Genomic DNA, 19,060 nt, shown 5'->3' on the forward strand with positions numbered 1-19,060 from the left:
GCCCAGCGTTTCGCTAAGCGGGTGCAAATATACGACTGTTTTGTTACCCGGCAACTTTTTGGGAAGAAAAAAAAACTTTTTTTTCAGGCCCAACGGCAAGACAAAAAAACATCAATGAGCGTTCGCACCATGTGCTCCCGTACGCCGCCAAAAAAAAGCTCCAACGGCTAACGGGCTGCAAATGTATGACCGTTTTTTAAAATTCAAAGAAAAAAAATCACATTTTTTGGACTTTTTTTTCAGCTTCAATCACAACAATCTTAAAATGAGATAATTGTATTTTTTAAAATAAAAAGGGCCATGAATTTAGTAAAAAAATCTTTCCTCTCAAAGAAAAAAAACAACATAATAACACCCCTATATAATCCAGCGAAATCACAGATTGTGATTTTGCCCATAATGATTACAATTTTACTACTTAAACATATTGTTCCATACTATTGCGGACATAACAACAACATAGTATCTTTGCTCCCCGTATAAAATTACATCATGATAGAGATTGTCTTGCCAGATGGCTCAACAAAGGAATTCCAAAAAGGGGCTACCCCAATGGATGTAGCCAAAAGCATTAGTGAAGGACTTGCCAGAAATGTTATATCTGCAAAATTTAACGACACAACCGTTGAAAGCACCACTCCCCTAACCGAAAACGGATCTCTGACCTTATTTACGTGGAACGACAAAGAAGGTAAGAAAGCTTTTTGGCACTCAACCTCCCATATTGTCGCACAAGCGCTTGAAGCACTATATCCCGGTGTAAAACTAACTATAGGGCCAGCGATAGAAAACGGGTTCTATTATGATGTAGACCTACCTGAGGGCACCATATCCGAAAAAGATTTTTCCAAAATTGAACAAAAGGCCTTGGAAATTGCCCGCGGTAAACATGACTACAAGATGAGAAAAGTATCCAAATCGGACGCTTTAAAATTTTATAAAGAACAAGGCAATGAATATAAGGTCGAATTAATTGAGAATTTAGAGGACGGTTCTATAACATTTTGTGACCATGATACTTTTACCGACTTGTGCCGCGGCGGACATATTCCCAATACGGGAATTGTAAAGGCAATTAAAATTTTAAGTGTTGCAGGAGCTTACTGGCGCGGTGACGAAAACAAGCCCCAATTAACCAGGGTGTATGGTATTTCCTTTCCAAAACAGAAAGACCTTACCGAATATTTAGCGCTTTTGGAGGAGGCTAAGAAAAGGGACCACAGGAAATTAGGAAAAGAATTGGAACTCTTTACTTTTTCACAGAAAGTGGGGCAAGGACTTCCTTTATGGTTACCAAAAGGTGCCGCCCTAAGGGAGCGCCTTGAACAATTTCTAAAAAAGGCGCAAAAGCAAGCAGGTTATGAAATGGTGGTTACCCCACATATTGGACAAAAAGAGCTTTATGTAACATCCGGACATTACGCAAAATATGGGGAGGATAGCTTTCAACCTATTCACACGCCCAAACAAGACGAAGAATTTCTCTTGAAACCGATGAACTGCCCACATCATTGTGAAATTTACAACACCCGTCCGTTTAGTTATAAAGAATTACCTAAAAGGTATGCGGAGTTTGGTACCGTTTACAGATATGAACAAAGCGGAGAACTACATGGTCTTACCAGGGTTCGCGGTTTTACCCAGGATGACGCACATATTTTTTGCACACCTGATCAATTGGATAAAGAATTCAAAAATGTTATCGACCTATCCCTTTATGTTTTGGGCTCTTTGGGTTTCGAGGATTTTACCGCCCAGGTCTCAGTACGCGATTTGGACAAACCTGAAAAATATATAGGTTCCGTTGAAAATTGGGAAAAAGCGGAGCAGGCGATTATTAATGCCGCAAAAGAAAAGGGCCTTGACTATGTCATTGAACGTGGAGAAGCCGCATTTTACGGTCCAAAGTTGGACTTTATGGTTAAAGATGCACTTGGTAGGCAATGGCAATTGGGGACCATACAGGTTGATTATAATTTACCCGAAAGATTTGAACTGACTTATAAGGGGAGCGACAACGAATTGCATAGGCCGGTCATGATTCACCGTGCACCATTTGGCAGTATGGAACGTTTTATCGCTCTTTTATTGGAGCACACAGGTGGTAATTTTCCGCTATGGCTAATACCGGACCAAGCTATTGTCTTGCCAGTTAGCGAGAAACATGAAAAATATGCTGAAAAAGTTTTAAAATCGCTAGAAAATAACGAAATTCGCGCCCTTGTAGATAATAGAAACGAAACGGTCGGCAAAAAAATACGGGAAGCGGAGATGAATAAGATTCCATTTATGCTTATCGTAGGAGAAAACGATGAAAGTTCCAACACCATTTCAGTAAGAAGGCACGGTGGTGAAGATTTAGGAGCCATAACCATTGTAGCATTTACCGACTTGGTATCTAAGGAAATAAATAGTACCTTAAAGTCGTTCAAAAATTAAGTTTAATTAAAAATAGTAAGTCATAGCAATACGTAAAAGATTCAGGCCTCAACCTAGAAGGGAAAATAAAAACCCTCACAATATTAATGAACAGATACTTGCTCCGGAAGTAAGGTTAGTTGGTGACAACATTGAAGTTGGAGTATATCCTATTCGAAAAGCCTTGGATATTTCCAAGGAACTGGAATTGGATTTAGTTGAAATTTCACCAAAGGCGGATCCTCCTGTTTGTAAAATTATAGATTACAAAAAGTTTTTATACGAACAGAAAAAAAGGGAGAAGGCCATGAAAGCCAAGGCTTCCAAAGTAGTTGTTAAGGAAATTAGGTTTGGACCGAATACTGATGACCATGACTATGAGTTTAAAAAGAAGCATGCTGAAAAATTCCTGAAAGATGGTGCAAAGTTGAAAGCATACGTTTTTTTTAAAGGACGCTCGATAGTCTATAAAGATCAAGGAGAAATTCTGCTTTTAAAACTAGCTTCTGAACTGGAAGAACTTGGAAAGGTAGAACAAATGCCAAGGTTGGAAGGAAAAAGAATGACCATGTTCATAGCTCCAAAAACAAAAAAATAAACGCTTCGGTTTTTCAAACCAACTGAAGCTTTTTACATAAAAACTAAACGCTATTAGTAATTCACTGATAGCGTTTGGCTTGGAAAGAGACCCTTAAGCAACCTTCTGGGTCCAAAATATAGAAGGTAGCAAGTGAGATTTAATCAAAAAATAGGAGAAAATGCCTAAACAAAAAACAAAATCCAGTGCCAAGAAGCGTTTTAAGCTTACAGGTACGGGTAAAATCAAAAGAAAGCACGCTTTTAAGAGCCACATTCTTACTAAGAAATCTAAAAAGCGCAAACTTGCTTTAACGCATGATACTTTGGTTCATCCAAATGACGTTAACAGCATCAAGGAACAATTACGTTTAAAGTAAAAGTTCAAAAGGTAAATTTATTAACCATGGAGTTAGGCCAATCAAAAAGAGTTAAAAGTTAGAAGTTAAAAGTTAAGAGCCTCTGAAAAACCTTGACGTACAACGGATAACTATTTAATCGCCAACTACAAAAAAACGAAAAGAAATGCCAAGATCAGTAAATGCAGTAGCTTCCAGAGCCAGGAGAAAAAAGGTAATGAAGCAAGCCAAAGGTTACTTTGGAAGACGTAAAAATGTTTGGACAGTAGCCAAAAACGCGGTCGAAAAAGCAATGTTATATGCTTATAGAGATCGAAAAAACAAAAAAAGAACATTCCGTTCATTATGGATTACCCGTATTAATGCAGGTGCCAGACAGCATGGAATGTCCTACTCGCAATTTATGGGTAAAGTAAAAGCCAGTGGAATTGAACTAAATCGAAAGGTTCTCGCAGATTTGGCCATGAATCACCCAGAAGCTTTTAAAGCTATCGTAGAGCAAGTAAAATAAATTAAAACGAATCTCACTTAAAATAATCCGACTTAAAAGGTCGGATTTTTTATTTTCCATTATGAACTCACCTTCACTTTGACCACCCTACACTTCCCTTAATCCATTAGCGCATCCCTATTTTTACCATATCCCTAAACAAGCCATTAATTTTCTCCTCTTCGGGAAGATTAAAATTTCCCTTTTCAAATGTTCGTTCATTCTGTTTGCCAAGAACACAAAGACTTTTGGTGACTTCTTAATAGGTAATTGATTTAGGTTTGTATTCTGTTCAAAATCGATGCCTCGCAAGTCATTAGGTAAAGACTACTTTATCAATTACCGAAGATGGTAACCACCAATGTTCTACCCGAAGCATGATTCCTGTGTTCACATAGATATATACCTTGCCAAATACCCAAGTTAAGTTTACCCTGTGAAATAGGAATTTGAACCGATGCTCCCATTAAGGAGGACTTAATGTGCGCGGGCATGTCATCTTGCCCTTCATAGGTATGCACATAATACGGGGCATTTTCCGGCACCATCATATTCATATGGCTTTCAAAATCACTTCTTACCGTAGGGTCTGCATTCTCATTAATGGTAAGGCTTGCCGATGTATGTTTGATAAAGACCTGACAAATTCCTATATCAATATCGTTTATCTCTGGACATCTTTCCAATATCCTATTCGTTATTAAATGAAAACCCCTAGAAAATTTGGGAAGTGCAAACTCTTTTTGAAACCAATGCATGCCAATTTCTTATTAAATAAAGGTAAAACTTTACCTATTATCTATTAAATAGATATCGTTGAAATATCTTTGCTCCTTATTTAAAAATATGGATTTATCTAAAATAAGGATGGTCGTCACCGATATGGACGGTACCTTACTCAACTCAAATCACGAAGTAAGTGCTGAATTTTTTAAACTTTTTGAACATTTAAAAAGTAAAGGAATTCATTTTGTAGCGGCCAGTGGCAGACAATATAATAGTATTATTGATAAGTTGTATCCTATTAAGGACGACATCATCGTAATCGCCGAAAACGGGGGGTTTGCAAAACAAAGGGACCGTGAAATTCTATCTACACCCCTTAACACCCAGTATGTTTTCGAAATATTGAAAACAATAAAGCAGGTTCCCAATACCCATCCGGTACTATGTGGCAAGCATATGGCCTACATATCTGGTAAATCCGATTTATTTTCTCAAAAGCTCAAAGAATATTATACGCAATTTGAAATACTGGATGAACTAAGCGTTGTGGATTCAGAAATCATTAAAATTGCCATTTATCATTTTGATGATTCTGAAAGATACATATACCCCCATGTTAAACACTTTGAAAATAGGATGAAAGTCAAAGTTTCAGGTGAAAATTGGGTAGATATATCAAGTCCCAATGCACATAAAGGATTCGCCCTGGAAAAAGTCATGCAAATCTATGGCATTACATCGAATGAAATTATGGTGTTTGGGGACTACAACAATGATTTGGAGATGCTAGCCCTATCCGAATATAGCTTTGCCATGGAAAATGCCCATCCTACCATAAAAAGGGCCGCCAAGTACCTTACATTAAGCAATGACGACATGGGGGTTGAACATCAGTTGAAAAAATTAACTGACTATTTATTGACCAATTAAGTCTTTTGTTTTTTCTTTCTAGCCGCAGGAAACAACACATTGTTTAAAATTAACCGATACCCCGGCGAAGTTGGATGCAATTCCAACTCTGTTTTTGGATCCCCTACCCTGTGTTGATAATCCTCAGGATCATGACCACCATAAAACGTAAAAAAACCCTTCCCTTTTATACCATGAATATAGCGGGCCTCGCCATTTAATTTATTTTCCCCTAGCACCAATACGGTTGGTTTGATTTCAGAACGCTCAAAAGCCGTGGTCTGTCCCATAAACCCTTTTACCAGCGAGGTGTGGTTTTGACATAGCATGGTAGGAACTGCATCCCATTTGGCCGAAAAATCCATTAAGGAAAAATAGTCCTGCTCTTTTGGGACATTCCCCCTTTTTGAAGTCATATCTATGGAAGAAAATTCATATTTGACCGGACTTCTTTCCAAGACAAAATCCGTGAAAGCGAAGGTTTTGTCAAAGTCCAAACTAGCCTGATAATTAGGGTCCGATGGATCCCCATCAAACATGGGCTCACAAATATCTACGCCGTCTGCCGCAAGTGCTATATCAAAACTATCGGTCGCAGAGCACATGGCGAACATAAAACCACCTCCAATTACATAGTTTCTGATCTTTAGTGCGACGGCCAGTTTCTCATCTGAAACTTTATCATAACCTAATTTTCTGGCCAACTTTTCCGCTTCCTTCTTACCTTCGATATACCATGGAGTAGCCCGGTACGCACCATAAAACTTGCCATATTGTCCCGTGAAATCCTCATGATGCAAGTGTAGCCAATCATATAGGGCCAGCTTATCCTCCATGACTTCCTCGTCGTACACCGTGACATAAGGTATTTCGGCATAGGTTAACGCCATGGTAACCGCATCGTCCCATGGCTGGTTTTCTTTAGGGGAATACACCGCAATTTTCGGTGCCTTCTCCAAAATTACAGCATCTTGATTCTTGGACGGACTGCTTATTTCATCGAGTATTGTATTTGCTTGGTCATCCGATAGTATTTCAAAGGAAACGCCCCTGATTTGGCACTCTTTTCGTATAACTTCACCATCCGGCAAAAGAAAGGATCCTCCCCTATAATTAAGCAACCATTGTACTTTTTGCTGTTTGGAAAGTACCCAATAGGTAATTCCATAAGCCTTTAAATGATTTTTTTGAGATTCTGAGTCCATGGGTATTAGAATGGAAGAGGCATGCCCTAAATGGGAAATAAAAAATAGTGACAGTAAAAAAAGAATTCTAGTCATACCAAAGGTTTCAATTGGTCTCCTCCCAAAAATAAACGAAAAAAAACGCTCCTGTGTTTTAGGAGCGTTAAAGATTTTTAAAATTAGACCGATTAAAATCTAAAAAATGAGTGCCTTACGACCTTAAAATGGTACATCGTCTTCATCTTCTGGATCCAACCCTTGATTCATGGAGCTACCAAAGGCGTCGTCAGCACTTGGAAGGTTCTTCGTTGTAAAAGGGTTCTCCTCGTTATCGTTCATTTTGGACTGAAACTCAAAAGGCGAATCGAAATCATCCAAATTATCAAATTTACCTTGACTTCCAATAAATTTAAGTCGAATATTGTCCAATCCACCATTTCTGTGTTTTGCTACAATAAATTCCGCTTGGCCTTGCGTTGGGGTGCGTTCTTCGTCGTCCCATTCCTCAATTTTATAGTATTCGGGTCGGTAGATAAAGGAAACAATATCGGCATCCTGCTCTATAGCCCCGGATTCCCTCAAATCTGAAAGAATTGGTCTCTTGCTACCACCTCTCGTCTCAACGGCCCTTGAAAGCTGTGACAAGGCGATTACGGGCACGTTCAATTCCTTTGCCAACGCTTTTAAATTCCTGGATATCGTAGATATTTCCTGTTCCCTATTTCCTCCTTTTTGACTACCACCGGCCGTCATCAACTGCAAGTAATCTATCATAATCATTTTAATACCATGTTGGGAAGCCAGTCGCCTTGCCTTGGCGCGCAAATCAAATATGGATAAGGAAGGCGTATCATCAATGAACAAAGGAGCTTTTTCCAAGGTTTTTACCTTTACGTTCAATTGTTCCCATTCGTGTTTTTCTAATTTGCCCGTTCTCAATTTCTCCGAAGAAAGACCCGTCTCCGATGAAATCAATCTAGTTATCAACTGTACAGAGGACATTTCCAAGGAAAAGAAGGCTACCGGAGTGTTTGAATTTACGGCCATATTTCTGGCCATGGACAAGGTCAACGCCGTTTTACCCATACCCGGACGCGCGGCAACGATTATTAAATCACTCGGTTGCCAACCTGAGGTCAACTTGTCCAACTTATCAAATCCGGAAGGTATTCCACTAAGACCCTCCCTATTGGCAATCTCCTCGATTTTCTTCTTGGCTTGTATCACCAAATTCTGCGCGGTTTCGGCAGACCTTTTAAGATTACCTTGGGTGACATCATATAATTTAGCCTCGGCATTGTCCAGAAGGTCAAAAACGTCGGTACTTTCATCGTATGCATCCTCAATAATCTCGTTTGAAATTTTTATCAAGCTGCGCTGAATATATTTCTGAAGTATGATACGGGCGTGGAACTCGATATGTGCCGAAGATGCCACTTTTTGAGTCAATTTTATAAGGTAAAAATCGCCCCCAACGGCTTCCAATTTTCCAGCTTTCTTCAATTGGGAAGAAACGGTTAATAAATCCACGGGTTGCGATTCCTCGAACAATATGAATATCGCCTCATAGATAAATCTATGGGCATCCTTATAAAACACATCGGGATGAAGAATATCTATTACTTCATCGACCCCTTTTTTGTCAATCATCATTGCGCCAAGCACAACTTCCTCTAAATCAATAGCTTGTGGCGGTATCTTTCCCCTTTCGAGGCTAATAATTGTAGATTTGTCAATCTTGCGACCAACAAAAGGTTGTGTGTTCTCCATAGTGCGAAAATATACAATTAACCTTTAGTTAACTTTAATTGAGTTGAAACCAATGTCCACAGTTAACTAACAATTGCCTGTTGATAAAATACAATTTTATGTTGATAACATAAAAAAACCGAAGATGAAAATCTTCGGTCCAATGTCATGCTGTTAAAATGGTAGTTTAACCATTAAATACTCCCATATTGGCATATTTTTCCATCCGTTGCTTCACCAATTCTTTTGGTGATAACTTTTGGAGTTCCTCATAATGTGCGGCAATTTTATTTTTGAGGATTTCAAAGGTTTTTTCCCTGTTGGCGTGTGCCCCTCCTGCGGGTTCCTTTACAATTTCATCTATCAATTTGAGTTTTTTCATATCACTGGCCGTAAGCTTCAATGCTTCCGCCGCCCTTTCCTTGAATTCCCAACTTCTCCAAAGAATTGATGAACAGGATTCTGGTGAAATAACCGAATACCAAGTGTTCTCCAACATCAAAACCTTGTCACCTACTCCTATTCCCAAGGCTCCGCCCGAAGCTCCCTCACCAATTATCGCTACGATTATGGGTACTTCCAATCGCGTCATTTCCAAAATATTCCGGGCAATTGCCTCTCCCTGACCTCTTTCCTCCGCCTCAATTCCTGGATAGGCACCAGGAGTATCGATAAGTGTTACCACTGGTATGCCAAATTTCTCGGCAGATTTCATCAATCGTAACGCCTTTCTATACCCTTCTGGATTGGCCATACCAAAGTTCCTGTATTGTCTTGTCTTGGTGTTGTAGCCTTTTTGTTGCCCAATGAACATGTAACTCTGATCACCTATTTTACCCAATCCCCCGATCATGGCCTTATCGTCCTTTACGTTACGATCCCCATGCAATTCAAGAAATGTATCCCCACAAATTGCCCTGATGTAATCCAACGTGTAGGGTCTGTTTGGATGTCTCGATAATTGAACACGTTGCCAAGGTGTGAGGTTCTTATAGATTTCCTTCCTTGTCTCCTCTAATTTCTTCTCTATTTGTTTACAGGTTTCGGATACGTCTACATCACTTTCCTCTCCTATAACAATACACTTGTCCAATTGGTCTTCCAATTCCTTAATTGGAAGTTCAAAATCCAAATACTCCATAGTTTTCAATAAGATTTCGTTCGTTGTGCAGGCAAAGATAAAACTTTAATGGGTAATCTGCCCATAGTCATTTGGCAGATAACTTGGAATGTAAAGCATCCAGCTTTATCCATACTTTACAATTTTTGTTTCCATATAAAAACCTCCTTACTTTCCTTATGGGTAGTCTGTTTAGACTTGCCCTGTATTTTAATATCCCGTTCAATATCACCGTGCATAAAATAATTAGGGCACCTATATAAAACAATGGATTCAATTGTTCTTCCGAACCAAAAATAAACCAAGCCAATAGGATACCGTAAACGGGTTCCAAATTGGTCGTTAACATTACGGTATAGGGTGTCAATACGCGCATCACTTTAATAGAAGCAAAAAAAGCATAGGCAGTACAAATTAGGGCCAGAATAAAAATATATGACCAATCCATCTTGCTTAGTTGAAAAAATTCAGACGAAAAACTGCCTCCTATGGCCAAAATCAAGGAAAGAAACAAGACTCCTATACTTAATTCATAAAATGATATTACCGAAGGTTTATGCTGTTTTACCAATTTTCCATTGACCAATGAAAATACCGCAGCCAAAAAAGCAGAGCATAAGGCCACCAACATGCCATAGGTATGGTTGGACTCCACCCTAAAGATCAAAACGAGCCCTGCAATAACCAAGATCCCAAACAACAATTCATATACAATTACTTTGCGCCCAAAAACGAAGGGTTCCATCAAAGCGGTAAAAAAAGCTCCCGTGGACATCATGGCCAGTGCTACGGATATGGTGGAAATCTTTATGGCATAAAAAAACGTGACCCAGTGGCTGGCAACCACCATCCCTCCAAAAATCAACCAACCCAAAGCCCTTCTGTCTACCTTTAAACGAAGGCGAACCACTAAGATGTAAATTAAAATAAATACAGAAGCCAATAACATCCTATACCATACCAACGGTAGGGAATCAATGGAAATCAATTTTCCCAATATCGCTGTAAAGCCCCAAATAAAAACAATTACGTGTAAATGGATTAGGTTGAGAATTCTATCTTTTTGCATTTTGCAGAAGATAAAAGGCCAATAGGCCAAAAAGTACATTAGGAATGATTACCGCCAATAAAGGCGAAAATCCGGACTGTTCCGCGAGCGTTCCAAAAACCTTGTCAAAAAAGATAAATACAAAGGCCACCAAAATACCGAAAGCCAAGTTCACACCCATTCCACCCCTTCTTTTTACCGAGGAAACCGCTACCGCTATTATAGTGAGAATAAACGCCGTTAAAGGCAATGCCCATCGTTTGTATTTGACCAGAATATAGGTATTGATATTGGATGCCCCCTTTCGTTTTTGATCGGCAATAAATTGATCTAGTTCAAACAGGTTTTTCGTCTCTGCTACATAGGAAACGGGGGTGAGATCATCTATTTTAAATGAAAAAATCGTGTCCAGTCGACGTTTGCTCTCCAAGATTGCGGAATCCCCTACCATTTTACGTTTTACATAGGAAGTAAGCCTATAGGTACTGTCCTTTTCCACCCATCGTATATTTACTGCGGATATTTTAAAATCGAGCTTGTTGTCTCTATGGAACCTTTCATAGGTGAAATTATGCCCCAATTGCCTCGCGGGATCAAAACTACTAACATAGATAAAATCCGTTTCGTTAAGTTGGTTAAATATATTGTTGGTAATCCTGTCCTGCTTACCGCGCTTAAGGTATTTAAACTTGAATTCATTAAAACCGATACTTGCCTGAGGAACAATAAACATGGTCATAAAGAACATGATAATGGCGATGATGGTGGCCCCGATCAAGTAGGGTCGCAGGAACCTGCCATAGGAAACCCCGGAACTTAATATGGCAACGATTTCCGTATTATTGGCCAGCTTTGACGTAAAAAAGATGACCGATAGAAAAAGAAAAATTGGAAAGAGAAGACTACCTATGTAAATGGTAAAATTTAGATAATAGAACAGTATTTCATTCAATGGTGCCTCATTGTCGATCATCTTCCCGATCTGCTCCGCCAAATTTACCATTATCCCTATTGGGATGAATAAGAGCAGCATCAAGGCGAAAGTGGCCAAGTAACGCTTTAATATGTATTTGTCTATTATAGAGAGCACTACAGTCTTCTGTCCATTTGTTTTACCATGCTATTCTTCCAAGTATAAAAATCCCCGTCCAAAATATGCTTTCTTGCTTGACGTACCAACCAAAGATAGAATCCTAAATTGTGAATTGTAGCGATTTGTTTTCCCAAATATTCATTCGCCACGAACAAATGTCTTAAATAGGCCTTGGTGTATTCCCTATCAACAAAGGTAGTTCCCATTTCATCAATGGGCGAAAAATCATCCTCCCATTTTTTGTTCTTTATATTGATGGTGCCATGTGCCGTAAAAAGCATCCCATTTCTTGCGTTTCTGGTCGGCATTACACAATCGAACATATCAATTCCCAGGGAAATATTTTCCAAGATGTTTATGGGAGTACCCACCCCCATTAAATATCTGGGTTTGTCCTCGGGAAGGATTTCACAGACCACCTCGGTCATGCCGTACATTTCCTCGGCAGGTTCCCCAACAGAAAGTCCGCCGATGGCATTTCCCTCAGCACCCGCGTTCGCTATATATTCGGCGGACTGTCTACGTAAATCCTTATAGGTAGAACCTTGTACTATGGGGAAAAAGCTCTGGGAATAGTCGTAGACAAAAGGGGTTTTTTCCAAATGGCCGATACATCGGTCCAACCATCGGTGGGTCATGTGCATGGAACGCTTGGCATAATTATAATCACAGGGATAAGGGGTGCACTCATCAAAGGCCATGATGATATCCGCGCCAATTACACGTTGGATTTCCATGACATTTTCAGGTGTGAACATATGCATTGAACCATCAATGTGGGATTTGAACTTCACCCCTTCTTCCTTTATTTTTCGGTTTCCGGACAGCGAGTACACCTGATAGCCTCCACTATCGGTCAAAATGTTTCGGTCCCATCCCATGAATTTATGAAGACCGCCCGCCTTCTGAAGAATATCGGTCTTTGGCCTTAGAAACAAGTGATAGGTGTTGCCCAGAATAATATCCGGATTTATCTCCTCCTTGAGCTCCTTTTGATGTACCCCCTTGACAGATGCTACCGTTCCAACGGGCATAAAAATAGGGGTTTCAATCTTACCATGATCGGTTACAATAGTTCCCGCCCTAGCCTTGCTCTGAGAATCGGTTTTATGTAGTGTAAATTTCAATACCCTTTAATATAAGGAGCAAAGATAATGAACTCCTTGGCTCCAAAACTTAATAAAAACCAAAGAAGGTTTTAGGTTTTAAGTCAATCTTACTACTCCTTGCGACCAAAGAAAAACCCCAACGCCACTAAATTTGCCAAACAATAAAAGAACTTTACCTTCCGTTCTGATGGTATAACGAGAAAGGAAACGATTGGTATTGTTCTTGATACTGATGTTTCAATAAAAACAAAACTATTATGAAAAAAACACTTTTTCTTACTGTTATGCTCTTGACCGGTCTGACCGCAATGGCACAAAGTGGCTCCGGTTTCGGAATAAAGGGAGGTTTAAATTACGCAGGTAATGGAAACTATTTTGATTCTACACGTGACGCCTTCGAAAACCCCGATAAAAATTTAGGATACCATTTGGGTATTTTCGGGAAATTAGGAGGTAAAATCTATGTGAGACCTGAATTGGTATACACCAAAATATCCTCCACGTATGAGAACGATGATTTTAAAATGAGTAAACTTGATGCTCCCGTTCTATTGGGTATCAATGTCATTGGTCCTTTACATGTATTTGCGGGACCCTCTTTCCAGTACATTTTGGACACCGAGTTTGATGGCGTGACCTTAGGTAATGTAGAGAACGATTTTACCGTTGGCCTAAATATTGGTGCCGGCGTGAATTTGGGCAAGTTGGGAATCGATTTGCGCTATGAACGAGGATTTAGTGAAAACGAGGTCAACTTCATCAACACTACAGGTGGTATACCCACAGGTGATAGAATCGACACTAGACCGGACCAACTTATATTAAGTCTGTCCTTAAAGATTTAACCAGGTATATTTCACATAAAAATTAAAAAGGCTTCCAAAGTTTGGAAGCCTTTTTAATTCCTGAGAATATACTAATACCGATTATGAATCTCTATCCAAATGATCTGGGGTACCATCCCCATCCGTGTCCTTAAACTCCACAAATTTCCCTTCTTCGTCCAGCACGATTTCCTCTCTAGTGGGTATACCATCACCGTCGTCGTCTGTATCGTTATAGTTCGCCAAAAAAACATTAAACTCGGTATCTCCATCCGTATTATCGTTGTTTAAGTTTCCATCACCATCAATATCCTCCAGAATAGAAGGTATACCGTCTCCATCAAAATCCGTATCCTTTTCATAAGCAAATGCGTCAACCTTAAAAATCAACGGTGTATAAGCGGCAATAGCAGAACCTGAACCACGATTAAAATAGGCCAAACCAGATGGTATAAAAATAGCTCCTATACCATAATCCGAATAAGCTACCGTGCCGTCCTCATTCAACATTAGATCGGTACCCGTTTTAAAATATTCCATACCATTACCAAACCCTCGTACAACTCCTGATAAGTTAAATGAAATCGGTTGATTACTGGATGCGTCAAATAATGTACCGTCTAAAAGTGTTCCTTCATATCTCAAAAGCACATTATCACCTATCGTAGGTGTATTCTCTGAGGATCCTTGTCTTACTACAAGATAATATAGTGTATGTTCCGCAATCTCTTCATCACTTACCCCAAAACTAGCCGACTCCACGGTAATCGTTTCCATCCCGAATTCTATACCCGGTAAGGAACCACTATCTAATATGGAGGTCTTTGTTTCATTTTCCCCGGCTATCGTATCAAATCGTATTTTAAAGTCGAATCCTTCTGGCGGGTTTTGAAAATCCTCATAGTTAAAAAAATGGGTACTTAAAAACTCCCGTATTTCGGCATCATCCTCAGCGGCAACTTCTATGATGGATCTTGGAGGAACTATCGTCCCCGGCGAATCATCATCCTTTTTACAGGACCAAATCGTTACGAAAACAACGGTAAGAATTACAATGTTTTTGAATTTCATCAACAATATTTTAGGCGCGCAAGATACAATTTTCCCCTATTTTTGTGGGAAACCTTAACAAAGATTTTAGTTTGCCATGCGTATTGATAAGTACCTTTGGAGTACCCGTTATTTTAAGACAAGAAATATTGCCACCATTGCCTGTAAAAAAGGTCAGGTCAAAATTAATGACCAAACAGCAAAGCCTAGTAGGGAAATATTTCCTATGGATAAAATAATCGTTCGTAAAAACCAAATTGATTACGAACTTACCGTTTTGGATATTCCAGAAAGCAGAGTAGGTGCCAAATTGGTGGATATCTACAGAAAGGACACTACGCCTAAGGAAGCTTTTGACCATCAGGAACTTTTACAATATTCCAAGGAATATTACCGTAAAAAAGGAACGGGTAGGCCTACCAAGAAAGATCGTAGGGAAATCGATGACTATTTGGACATCAATGAAGAAGATGATGAGTAAAGAATGAAGAGTGAAAAATGATCATAAACAACAAGTGCAGAATGAAGAGTTCAGACTGAAAAACGTAAAATGAATAGTTTTTTTCTAAAATCCAACAACGAACAACCAACAAGAAACAATCAACAACCATCAACCAAAAACGAGCAACGTAAATGTGTAGAATGCATAGTTGAAAGTGCAGAGTGAATAGCTCAAAATTCATTAAGAATCAAATTACCAACATCGAATAGCGAATAGCGAATAGCGAATAGCGAATAGCGAATAGCGAATAGCGAAATTAACCTCTATATTTATCCTTTAGAACTGAATGGCCATGCAACAACAAATATTGAACCATCAACAGATTCAGCACAAAATTGAACGGATTGCCTATCAAATTTACGAGACCAATGTTTCAGAAAAGGAAATTGTAATAGCCGGCATTGATGGCGGAGGACTTCTTTTTGCTAAAAAAATAATGGACGTCCTTAAAAAAATTACGGAAGCCGAAATAATTCTTTGCAAAGTTATGATGGATAAAAAGGACCCACTGAAAAGCGGTGTATCCACGTCTTTAGCAGAAAACGACTATGCCAATAAGTCGGTCGTATTAGTAGATGATGTGCTGAACTCTGGCACCACATTGATTTATGGTGTGCATCACTTTCTTAAAACCCCGCTTAAACAATTAAAGACCGCGGTTTTGGTCAATAGAAATCATAAAAAATACCCTGTGAAGGCCGATTATAAAGGAATTTCCCTTTCCACTTCCTTACAGGAACATGTAAACGTGCTCTTTGAACCCAAGAAAAACAGGGTTTATTTAGACTAGTACCTTTTGAATTTCAATTACTACCTCCTCCACTGTTTTATTCTGATTGGAGATTGTGTGATGCGCTTGATTATAAAAAAAACTTCTTTCAAAAAGATGCTTTGCTATAAATTCCTGAAATTCTTCAGGAGCTATATCCGCTATTAGAGGACGCTTCTCCTTTTCCTTCATGAGCCTGTCACTTAAAACATTCAAATCTGATTTTATATATACAGAATTTGGAGTTGCATCATTGATCAATTGCATGTTGATGCCAAAACAAGGAGTGCCCCCACCTACCGATAGGACGAAATCCTCATTTTGATCTAAAACTTCCCTCAAGTACTCGGTTTCCTTTTTTCTGAAATAGACTTCCCCCCTATTCTTGAAAATTTCCCTTATGGACATTTCCTCGGCCTCCTCAATATAATCATCCAAGTCTAAAAATTTAACTTCCAAGTAATTGGACAACCTTTTACCAATTGTTGTCTTTCCACTCCCCATGTAACCTATCAGTATGATTTTCACTGTAGAAATATTTTTGCAAAAATCCATCAAATTAAGCCGATTTCAAAAAAAAATAAATTTTACACTTTTGGACTTGGTAAATAAATAATAGGCCTTATATTTGCACCCGCAAACTAGGAATCTTTGCGTTTACATTTTGACCTGGTAGCTCAGTTGGTAGAGCATTTCACTTTTAATGAAAGGGTCCTGGGTTCGAATCCCAGCCAGGTCACGAATAAATCAACAAGAAGTTGAAAACGAAGCAAGCTAAAAAACATAGCTTGCTTTTGTTTTTTGGCGCAATAGGTTTTCTTTTGTTGATTTTCAACGCGGAGCGTTGAGGGAAAGGCGCAGCCAATCCCAGCCAAGTCACAAAAAACCTTGACTTTTCGGTCAAGGTTTTTTTTATTTAAAAAGCATGCACTTATGGAACCTACAATTGCAAAAAAGTAGCAGTGTTTTCATCATAGCATTAAAAGCTACTTTTCACTAACGATATCTATCACTTCCAAATTCACCTTACGTACTTCTGGAACTTTCATTTTATCCACCTTACGGTCATAGGTCATAAATCCGTTCACTTCCCCTTCAACATCTGTTGTCTGCGTGTAAATCGCCCCTGAGAAACCAGCCTTCACCAATTTTTTCAGTTCTTCGGCGTATTCAACATATTGATTCGTTGTTTCCTTGGAGTTTTTAAATTTTACGTATCCCCAATTGTTATCAGGCTTCCAAAGATGGTTCTCAACTGCCAATCCAATACCGCCATATTCCCCAAGTACGTTTACACGTTGCGCATCGTACAAATACATGGCAGGCCCGGGATAATTATGCAAGTCTACAATATCTCCTGTCCTATAAAAATTTCCGCCACTGGCCGCATTTACCAACCTACTCGGGTCGTAACTTTTGGTCCATTGGGCAATTTCCTCCGTTTTGAATTGCCCCCAGGCCTCATTGAAAGGAACCCAAACCACTATACTTGGTACAGAATACAGGTAATCCATTATTTCCTTCCATTCGGACCTATATATCGCCTCGGATTCTGCACTCCTTGTGAATTCAGTACCTGAGAAATAATCATGGTTCTGCCATTGCGGACCCTTGTCACCATTGGGCATATCCTGCCAAACCAATATGCCCAGTCTGTCACAATGGGCATACCACCGTGCCGGTTCCACCTTTACATGTTTTCGTATCATATTGAAGCCTAGCTCTTTGGTCTTGACAATATCGTATTTAAGTGCCTCGTCCGTAGGCGATGTATAAAGTCCGTCCGGCCACCAACCTTGATCTAAAGGACCATACTGAAAATAATCTTTGTTGTTCAATTGCATTCTTACAATGCCAAAAGCATCCTTTTTCATACGGATTTTTCGCATTCCAAAATAACTAGCGACCCTATCCACTTCCTTGGAATCGGACATGAGACTAACTTCCACATCGTAAAGAAAGGGAGTCTCCGGTGACCATAGTTTTGCATTTTTTACGGGCAACACTATTTCCATACCTGCCCTAGTCTTGGCCTTGGAAACCAAGGCTCCCTCATCAAATATGGATATCTCAACAATATCGCCATAGGAAGTACCTTCAAGTTCAGGAGTAATGGAAACGGTTCCTGTATCCATGTTGGGAACTGTCTTTATGTTGCGAATACGTTTTTTTGGTACCGGTTCCAACCATACGGTTTGCCAAATTCCGGTGACCGGGGTATACCAAATTCCCTCGGGTTTATTCACCTGTTTACCCCTAGGTTGTGGACCATCGTCCGTGGGATCCCAAACCTTCACCAATAATTTTTGTTTTCCATTCCTTAAAAAAGGTGTGATGTCAAAATTGAAAGGAGCATATCCACCAGTATGGGAACCTATTTGAACATCATTTATCCAAACGTCGGCTTTCCAATCTACGGCTCCAAAATGAAGTAGTACATTTTGACCTTTCCAATCCAAAGGAATATCAAAGGAAGTCTGGTACCATAGTTCCTTAGAACCGCCAACTTGTTCCATAACCCCTGATAGACTGGATTCTATGGCAAATGGAACCAAAATCTTACCCCTAAAATCGATTGGGGCAATAGCTCCTTTATCAGTAATTGCGTAATCCCAAAGACCATTTAAATTCTTCCATTGCTCCCTTACCATCAAAGGCCTAGGGTATTCGTTAAGCACATTTGCTGGATCCAATTGATCGGCCCATTGCGTCTTGATTTTATCACCAGCGGGTTTCCACTGACCAAAGGTCATGTTGAAGCCGCCAATAAGATAAGATAGAACGACACAAAAAAGAGTGGCTTTACTTCTACGCATAAGCTATAAATTAAATATTTAAATTTCAACAAGTTAAAAATATTTTCTTCAGGGAATGCATATTGAACTTAGGGAGAACAATAAATTCATGAATTATTTGGAAGGAATCCCAAATAAAATAATTTTTATATCATACATAAAACTCGTCATGGATTTGCTTTGAATTACACAATACCTTTATATCTTTACCGCCGATTCTTAATTGCCCACGTGGTGAAATTGGTAGACACGCTACCTTGAGGGGGTAGTGTTCGCAAGGACGTGCTAGTTCGAATCTAGTCGTGGGCACAAAGGCCAGGTCAAAAACACCTGGCTTTT

General features: G+C 39.3%; 18 protein-coding genes and 2 tRNA genes. 10 read left to right on the forward strand and 10 right to left on the reverse strand.

Annotation, left to right across the window (positions count from 1 at the left end):
- Positions 1-492 precede the first annotated feature (492 nt).
- The 4 genes from thrS (at position 493) to rplT (ending at position 3,864) form a co-directional block, all read left to right on the forward strand.
- Positions 493-2,439 (forward strand): threonine--tRNA ligase, encoded by a 1,947-nt coding sequence (gene thrS / locus DZC72_RS16890; RefSeq protein ID WP_125224109.1) that lies wholly within the window; start codon positions 493-495, stop codon positions 2,437-2,439.
- Positions 2,440-2,461: 22 nt separating this feature from the next.
- Positions 2,462-3,016, forward strand: coding sequence for a translation initiation factor IF-3 (infC, locus tag DZC72_RS16895; RefSeq protein WP_099543237.1), 555 nt, complete (start codon positions 2,462-2,464; stop codon positions 3,014-3,016).
- Positions 3,017-3,176: 160 nt separating this feature from the next.
- On the forward strand, positions 3,177-3,374 hold the full coding sequence (rpmI, locus tag DZC72_RS16900; protein WP_099543236.1) for a 50S ribosomal protein L35: 198 nt from the start codon (positions 3,177-3,179) through the stop codon (positions 3,372-3,374).
- Between the two features lie 145 nt (positions 3,375-3,519).
- Positions 3,520-3,864: a 50S ribosomal protein L20 gene (gene rplT / locus DZC72_RS16905; protein WP_099543235.1), complete on the forward strand. Its 345-nt coding sequence runs from the start codon at positions 3,520-3,522 to the stop codon at positions 3,862-3,864.
- A 314-nt stretch (positions 3,865-4,178) separates the two neighbouring features.
- On the opposite strand, the gene DZC72_RS16910 is transcribed toward rplT, so the two are convergent.
- Positions 4,179-4,601: a secondary thiamine-phosphate synthase enzyme YjbQ gene (locus tag DZC72_RS16910; RefSeq protein ID WP_125224110.1), complete on the reverse strand. Its 423-nt coding sequence runs from the start codon at positions 4,599-4,601 to the stop codon at positions 4,179-4,181.
- Positions 4,602-4,689: 88 nt separating this feature from the next.
- Here DZC72_RS16910 and DZC72_RS16915 point away from each other — a divergent pair, with 88 nt between their 5' ends.
- The gene (locus tag DZC72_RS16915) at positions 4,690-5,499 is read left to right on the forward strand and encodes an HAD family hydrolase (RefSeq protein WP_125224111.1); all 810 of its coding nucleotides are present in this window, start codon (positions 4,690-4,692) and stop codon (positions 5,497-5,499) included.
- Here DZC72_RS16915 and DZC72_RS16920 read toward each other — a convergent pair.
- The 6 genes from DZC72_RS16920 to tgt all read right to left on the reverse strand — a co-directional run bounded on the left by DZC72_RS16920 (position 5,496) and on the right by tgt (position 12,799).
- Positions 5,496-6,758 carry an asparagine synthetase B gene (locus DZC72_RS16920; RefSeq protein WP_125224112.1) on the reverse strand — a complete coding sequence of 421 codons (1,263 nt, stop codon included), beginning with the start codon at positions 6,756-6,758 and terminating at the stop codon, positions 5,496-5,498. The genes DZC72_RS16915 and DZC72_RS16920 overlap by 4 nt on opposite strands.
- Positions 6,759-6,881: 123 nt before the next feature.
- Positions 6,882-8,432, reverse strand: coding sequence for a replicative DNA helicase (gene dnaB, locus DZC72_RS16925; RefSeq protein WP_125224113.1), 1,551 nt, complete (start codon positions 8,430-8,432; stop codon positions 6,882-6,884).
- Positions 8,433-8,598: 166 nt separating this feature from the next.
- A complete protein-coding gene (locus tag DZC72_RS16930) occupies positions 8,599-9,552 on the reverse strand; it encodes an acetyl-CoA carboxylase carboxyltransferase subunit alpha (protein WP_125224114.1) in 954 nt (317 codons plus the stop codon).
- A gap of 67 nt (positions 9,553-9,619) precedes the next feature.
- Positions 9,620-10,600: a DMT family transporter gene (locus tag DZC72_RS16935; protein ID WP_125224115.1), complete on the reverse strand. Its 981-nt coding sequence runs from the start codon at positions 10,598-10,600 to the stop codon at positions 9,620-9,622.
- The gene (locus tag DZC72_RS16940; RefSeq protein ID WP_125224116.1) at positions 10,587-11,669 is read right to left on the reverse strand and encodes an LptF/LptG family permease; all 1,083 of its coding nucleotides are present in this window, start codon (positions 11,667-11,669) and stop codon (positions 10,587-10,589) included. Before DZC72_RS16940 ends, DZC72_RS16935 begins: the two co-directional genes overlap by 14 nt.
- A complete protein-coding gene (gene tgt / locus DZC72_RS16945) occupies positions 11,669-12,799 on the reverse strand; it encodes a tRNA guanosine(34) transglycosylase Tgt (RefSeq protein ID WP_125224117.1) in 1,131 nt (376 codons plus the stop codon). Before tgt ends, DZC72_RS16940 begins: the two co-directional genes overlap by 1 nt.
- A gap of 239 nt (positions 12,800-13,038) precedes the next feature.
- On the opposite strand from tgt, the gene DZC72_RS16950 reads away from it, so the two are divergent.
- A complete protein-coding gene (locus DZC72_RS16950; RefSeq protein ID WP_125224118.1) occupies positions 13,039-13,626 on the forward strand; it encodes an outer membrane beta-barrel protein in 588 nt (195 codons plus the stop codon).
- Between the two features lie 81 nt (positions 13,627-13,707).
- Here DZC72_RS16950 and DZC72_RS16955 read toward each other — a convergent pair whose 3' ends face one another.
- On the reverse strand, positions 13,708-14,676 hold the full coding sequence (locus DZC72_RS16955) for an FKBP-type peptidyl-prolyl cis-trans isomerase (RefSeq protein WP_125224119.1): 969 nt from the start codon (positions 14,674-14,676) through the stop codon (positions 13,708-13,710).
- Positions 14,677-14,752: 76 nt separating this feature from the next.
- Between DZC72_RS16955 and DZC72_RS16960 the strand changes: the two genes are divergently transcribed.
- The gene (locus DZC72_RS16960; protein WP_125224120.1) at positions 14,753-15,136 is read left to right on the forward strand and encodes an RNA-binding S4 domain-containing protein; all 384 of its coding nucleotides are present in this window, start codon (positions 14,753-14,755) and stop codon (positions 15,134-15,136) included.
- A 313-nt stretch (positions 15,137-15,449) separates the two neighbouring features.
- A complete protein-coding gene (locus DZC72_RS16965) occupies positions 15,450-15,947 on the forward strand; it encodes a phosphoribosyltransferase domain-containing protein (protein WP_125224121.1) in 498 nt (165 codons plus the stop codon).
- Here the strand turns inward: DZC72_RS16965 and DZC72_RS16970 are convergent.
- Positions 15,939-16,454, reverse strand: a complete 516-nt coding sequence (locus tag DZC72_RS16970; RefSeq protein ID WP_125224122.1) for a shikimate kinase — start codon at positions 16,452-16,454, stop codon at positions 15,939-15,941. The genes DZC72_RS16965 and DZC72_RS16970 overlap by 9 nt on opposite strands.
- A 138-nt stretch (positions 16,455-16,592) precedes the next feature.
- On the opposite strand from DZC72_RS16970, the gene DZC72_RS16975 reads away from it, so the two are divergent.
- A tRNA-Lys gene (locus DZC72_RS16975) sits at positions 16,593-16,665 on the forward strand.
- 247 nt (positions 16,666-16,912) lie between these two features.
- On the opposite strand, the gene DZC72_RS16980 is transcribed toward DZC72_RS16975, so the two are convergent.
- Positions 16,913-18,742, reverse strand: a complete 1,830-nt coding sequence (locus DZC72_RS16980) for a glycoside hydrolase family 2 protein (protein ID WP_125224123.1) — start codon at positions 18,740-18,742, stop codon at positions 16,913-16,915.
- Between the two features lie 204 nt (positions 18,743-18,946).
- Here DZC72_RS16980 and DZC72_RS16985 point away from each other — a divergent pair.
- Positions 18,947-19,030 (forward strand) — tRNA-Leu (locus tag DZC72_RS16985).
- Positions 19,031-19,060 lie beyond the last annotated feature (30 nt).

It is taken from the genome of Maribacter algicola (genome assembly GCF_003933245.1).
In the GTDB taxonomy this organism is placed as follows: Bacteria; Bacteroidota; Bacteroidia; order Flavobacteriales; family Flavobacteriaceae; genus Maribacter; species Maribacter algicola.

Excerpts from the sequence above, each read along its gene's own strand:
- DZC72_RS16950 (WP_125224118.1), top strand. The coding sequence starts at position 13,039 with ATGAAAAAAACACTTTTTCTTACTGTTATGCTCTTGACCGGTCTGACC.
- DZC72_RS16980 (WP_125224123.1), bottom strand. The coding sequence starts at position 18,742 with ATGCGTAGAAGTAAAGCCACTCTTTTTTGTGTCGTTCTATCTTATCTT.
- DZC72_RS16935 (WP_125224115.1), bottom strand. The coding sequence starts at position 10,600 with ATGCAAAAAGATAGAATTCTCAACCTAATCCATTTACACGTAATTGTT.
- DZC72_RS16930 (WP_125224114.1), bottom strand. The coding sequence starts at position 9,552 with ATGGAGTATTTGGATTTTGAACTTCCAATTAAGGAATTGGAAGACCAA.
- rplT (WP_099543235.1), top strand. The coding sequence starts at position 3,520 with ATGCCAAGATCAGTAAATGCAGTAGCTTCCAGAGCCAGGAGAAAAAAG.
- DZC72_RS16960 (WP_125224120.1), top strand. The coding sequence starts at position 14,753 with ATGCGTATTGATAAGTACCTTTGGAGTACCCGTTATTTTAAGACAAGA.
- DZC72_RS16910 (WP_125224110.1), bottom strand. The coding sequence starts at position 4,601 with ATGCATTGGTTTCAAAAAGAGTTTGCACTTCCCAAATTTTCTAGGGGT.
- DZC72_RS16955 (WP_125224119.1), bottom strand. The coding sequence starts at position 14,676 with ATGAAATTCAAAAACATTGTAATTCTTACCGTTGTTTTCGTAACGATT.
- DZC72_RS16920 (WP_125224112.1), bottom strand. The coding sequence starts at position 6,758 with ATGACTAGAATTCTTTTTTTACTGTCACTATTTTTTATTTCCCATTTA.
- dnaB (WP_125224113.1), bottom strand. The coding sequence starts at position 8,432 with ATGGAGAACACACAACCTTTTGTTGGTCGCAAGATTGACAAATCTACA.
- rpmI (WP_099543236.1), top strand. The coding sequence starts at position 3,177 with ATGCCTAAACAAAAAACAAAATCCAGTGCCAAGAAGCGTTTTAAGCTT.
- DZC72_RS16965 (WP_125224121.1), top strand. The coding sequence starts at position 15,450 with ATGCAACAACAAATATTGAACCATCAACAGATTCAGCACAAAATTGAA.
- thrS (WP_125224109.1), top strand. The coding sequence starts at position 493 with ATGATAGAGATTGTCTTGCCAGATGGCTCAACAAAGGAATTCCAAAAA.
- DZC72_RS16915 (WP_125224111.1), top strand. The coding sequence starts at position 4,690 with ATGGATTTATCTAAAATAAGGATGGTCGTCACCGATATGGACGGTACC.